The 3,005-nt window shown below is 63.2% G+C and carries 4 protein-coding genes; all 4 read left to right on the top strand.

All coding sequences use genetic code 11. From position 1 onward, the window contains the following. Positions 1-420 precede the first annotated feature (420 nt). Positions 421-993, top strand: a complete 573-nt coding sequence (locus tag QZY03_RS05360) for a BrxE family protein (protein ID WP_295578805.1) — start codon at positions 421-423, stop codon at positions 991-993. 2 nt (positions 994-995) lie between these two features. After that, positions 996-1,772 carry a BrxA family protein gene (locus tag QZY03_RS05355; RefSeq protein ID WP_295578803.1) on the top strand — a complete coding sequence of 259 codons (777 nt, stop codon included), beginning with the start codon at positions 996-998 and terminating at the stop codon, positions 1,770-1,772. Further along, positions 1,772-2,350: a BREX protein BrxB domain-containing protein gene (locus tag QZY03_RS05350; RefSeq protein WP_295578801.1), complete on the top strand. Its 579-nt coding sequence runs from the start codon at positions 1,772-1,774 to the stop codon at positions 2,348-2,350. Before QZY03_RS05355 ends, QZY03_RS05350 begins: the two co-directional genes overlap by 1 nt. A gap of 143 nt (positions 2,351-2,493) precedes the next feature. After that, positions 2,494-2,865, top strand: a complete 372-nt coding sequence (locus QZY03_RS05345; protein ID WP_295578799.1) for a four helix bundle protein — start codon at positions 2,494-2,496, stop codon at positions 2,863-2,865. Positions 2,866-3,005: the final 140 nt, after the last annotated feature.

Raw genomic sequence — 3,005 nt, 5'->3', positions numbered from 1 at the left:
TCCTACGGTAGGAGCGGCCCGCGGCCGCGACGTGTGCTGGCTTGGATCTGGCCGGATTAATGATCAACGCCCGCTTGCGCAGCCCGAGCCCGCTGCCGACAACCGCTAAAGGATCCACGCACCCAGCCGCGACGGCATCGGCAAATTCTATTTCCGCCGTGAGATCTCCCAAGTCATTTGACCTTCGGCTTGGTCTGGCCTGGGAACCCTCACCCAAAGGTCCATCGGGGTGGCCTTTGAACGTTCAGCAGACGCGTTTTGCAGATCGGGGCCAATGCTTGTCCGCTAAGCATTGGAGAACACCGCGATTGCTTGATTAAGGATGCAATGGTAGGGTTTTGTTCCCGGTAGCACACTGCAAGCCGAGATCGCTTGCCTGTGCTGCGCTCTGATCGTAGACCACGAAGAGACGCCTATCCAATGCCGACTGAACCCTGGGTCTCCGTCGATTTCGAGCGGCTGCTCAAACTCCGGCTGACGGTCGCTCGCCACGGGGAGATGGACGCGGCCGGCTGGTGGAACACCAAGAGCATCCTCGGCCGCCATGGCGCGCTGGCGCTCAAGCGCGGTTTCCCGTCGACTCACTATTTTGCGCAGGCCCGGATCGCTTTTGCGGTTGCGCGCAGCCGTTGCCAGGAGATCTTCGATCCGCCGGGGTGCATGACACTCTGGCATCTCCCCGCGGAGATTGAAGATCAGTTCGAAGCGCACTGGCAGGACTGGTTGGACCAGGGAGCGCGGTGGGGCGCCTTCTTCGAGACGCTGGCGGCGGCGGGCCAGAAAGACCTGCTGGCGGAACTCGTCGCGTTTGGTCTCGTCGATCAAAGCCACCTCGACGCGGTCGCCAAGCTGCGTCGGTCGGCCGAGGGCAGGTCGGTGCTCTTGTCCGGAACCTACCGGCCGAGCGACGAAGTCATCACGCTACTGGCGGCCGGCTTCGCCAGAGGCGAGCGCGGTAACCCGGCGATCCCCTATGCGCGGCTCGAGGACTGAGCATGGGGGCTCGATTCAAGGTCTCTTCCTGCCTGGCCATCAAAGGATCCCTGATCGATGAAACCTACGCGGTTTTCTGTGGCTGGGACTACGCCGCCTCGAAAACCGACAATCTCAAACGCGCTCGCGAGGAAAACACCATCGGCGCCAAGAGTGCCAATTGGGCGCAGAATGTGTCCTGGGCGGTCAGCCGCCGCTTCGATCCCGCGGGTCGCGACCGCCCGCTCGTGGATCTCGCCAAGTCGGGGTGTGACCGGGAGGTCTGGCAACCGCTGCTCCTCTACCACCTGACCCGCGACGAGTTGCTCGTTCGGGATTTCCTCGTCCACTGGCTCTATCCTCAATTCGTCGCCGGGGCCTACCGTCTGCGCGCCGAGGATGTGCTTCCGTATCTGTACAGCCTGAGCAAGAAGAAAGACATCGCATGGTCCGGCAACTGGAGCGAGGCCACGACCAATCGCGTGGCGTCAGGCCTGTTGCGGCTCGCCGTCGACTTCGGGCTCCTCACGGGCACACAGTCACGGGAGTTTGCCTCTTACCACCTACCGGAACAGAGCTTCATGTACCTGCTGCACGCCATGACGGACCGCGAGGCGAACGCCCGGCGTATTATTGATGCGGAGGACTGGCGACTGTACCTGATGGACACCGCCGACGTGGAGCGCGAGCTGCTGCGCTTGCACCAGTTCCGCAAGCTGCACTACGAGGTCGCCGGCAGCCTCGCCCAAATCAAACTGCCGGCGGCATCCGCGGCCGAGTACGTGAGGGAGATCGGCTGATGCCCGACTGGAAGGCGCGCCTGACCCAGCAACTCGAACCGGTGCTGAAGCAGCCGGACCCCCGGCAGCAGCTCAGCGCCTACCACGACATGCCCTATGCCATCTTCCGCTATCCACCGGAGGAGGAGTTTGGCGTCCGCCGGCAGGTCTCGCTGTTGCGCACGCGACTGGAACAGTTGGGCAAACGGGTCACGGTCATCTCGCTGGCCGAATGCCTCTGCGCGGCCCTGGAAGCGGAAGGCATGGGGCCCGCGGCACTCATCGACGCCGAAAAATCAGTGGGCCTGGAGGTCACGGTCGACACCATCTTCCAGATCCTGAGCGAGTACCAACCCCTGGACGAACTGGTCGCCCGCCGCATCCCCAGTGACGCCGACCCCCTGCGCGACCTGGTGTTCATTGTGCGCGCCGGTGCCCTCTTTCCTATGTACCGCACTTCAGCGCTGCTGGAGCAGCTCAAGGGCAAGGTCCAGGTTCCCGCCGTCCTGTTCTACCCCGGCGAGCTGGACGGCGCCGCGGGCCTGCGGTTCATGGGTGTGCTGGACGCCGAGCATAACTATCGGCCGAAGATTTTTTAGGGTTCGGGGTTCGGGGTGCAGGGTTCGGGGTGCGGGGTGCGGGGTGCGGGGTTCGGTCTGCGGACCCCTGACCCCTGCACCGCGTTCACGGCGCGGATCAGTGATAACCTTTCGATTTAGTGAAGCTGGGAGGATCTCTTGCCGTGACTGATCGTGGTCATCGGAGTCTGCGGGTTTGGCATCTGGCGATGGATTTGGCGGGCGCGGTATATCAGACCACGACCTCGTTTCCACGCGACGAGGTTTATGGCCTCGTTTCCCAGATGCGGCGTGCGGCGGTATCAATTCCCTCGAACATCGCCGAGGGTTACGGGCGTGGCGGCAAGGATTATGCACGTTTTGTGGCAATTGCCTACGGTTCGCTCCTGGAATTGGAGACCCAGACAGAGCTTGCCCGGCGCTTCGGTTTTCTGAACATCGATCAGGAAGGGCATATCCTGTCCGCGACGGCCGAAATCGGTCGGATGCTGAACGCCCTCCGAGCATCCTTGAGAAAGACCAACCCTGCATCCTGAACCCGGTGCAGGGTGCAGGGTGCAGGGTGCAGGGTTCAGCAGACCGAACCCCGAACCCCGATCCCGTACCCCGAACCCCGAACCCCGAACCCCGAACCCCGAACCCCGAACCCCGAACCCCGAACCCCGAACCCCGAACC

The organism is uncultured Lamprocystis sp. (assembly GCF_903933125.1).
Classification (GTDB): Bacteria; Pseudomonadota; Gammaproteobacteria; order Chromatiales; family Chromatiaceae; genus Thiodictyon.
Note: the sequence above shows the minus strand (reverse complement) of the source record. Positions and strands in the feature narration are given on the sequence as shown.